The organism is Paenarthrobacter sp. PPS72, from assembly GCF_048537125.1.
In the GTDB taxonomy this organism is placed as follows: Bacteria; Actinomycetota; Actinomycetes; order Actinomycetales; family Micrococcaceae; genus Arthrobacter; species Arthrobacter nitroguajacolicus_E.
Window position 1 is genome coordinate 1 of the sequence record NZ_JBLYIE010000089.1, and the last position, 925, is coordinate 925.

Consider the following 925-nt stretch of genomic DNA (forward strand, 5'->3'; position numbering starts at 1 on the left):
CACAGGAGGGAATTCACGAATCATGGCACGCAGACACACCCCTGAACAGGTCATCGCCAAAGTCCGGCAGGGCCAGAAAATGCTCAACGACGGACGCCCGATGGTCGAGGTCATCAAGGAACTCCAGGTCACCGAGGCGACCTGGTACCGGTGGCTGAACCAGTACGGGTCCGAGAAGAACGCCGAGGCGTCCAAACGGACCAAGGAGTTGGAGAAGGAGAACGCCCGGCTCAAGCGGCTGCTGGCGGAGAAGGAACTGGCCATCGACATCCTGAACGAGGTGGCGAAGGGAAAATTCTGAGCCCCGAACCCCGTCGCCGTGCCGTGCGCATGGCGGTGGAGAAGTTCGGGGCGTCCGAACGCTTCGCGTGCGCGTTACTGGGCCAAAACCGGTCCGCGTTCCGCAAGAAGAAACCCGACATGGGATTCGAAGAGGCGCAGCTGCGCGCGGACCTGAGGGCCGTGGCCGTGAAGCACCCGGCGTGGGGCTGGCGGAAGGCCCGCTGGCACCTGCTGGCCCAGCCGGCGCGGGACGGGGTGGCGTTGAACAGGAAACGGATCCGCCGGCTCTGGCGCGAGGAAGGCCTGGCCTGTAAACCCAAAGCGCGGAAGAAGCGCCGCACCGGGCCCGGCGCCGGGGACCAGCAGCGATTGAGGGCCCAGTACCCGATGCATGTAGTCAGTTTCGACTTCCAATCCGACGTGACTTCCTGCGGGCGGCACATCCGGTTCTTCAACGTCATCGACGAGTACACCCGCACGGCGCTGGCGGTCGTCCCGCGCCGGTCCTTCAAAGCCGCCGATGTCGTCGCGGTGCTGGAGGACATCATCGCCGAAACCGGCACCGCACCGACCTATGTCAGGTGTGACAACGGTCCGGAGTTCACTGCCGCGGCACTGATCGAGTGGTGCACCACCGCCGGAG

The 925-nt window shown here is 65.2% G+C and carries 1 pseudogene; it reads left to right on the top strand.

The features are described from left to right. Positions 1 to 22: 22 nt before the first annotated feature. Positions 23 to 925 (top strand): annotated as a pseudogene (locus ACLRGI_RS23185) (IS3 family transposase); the annotation flags it as partial.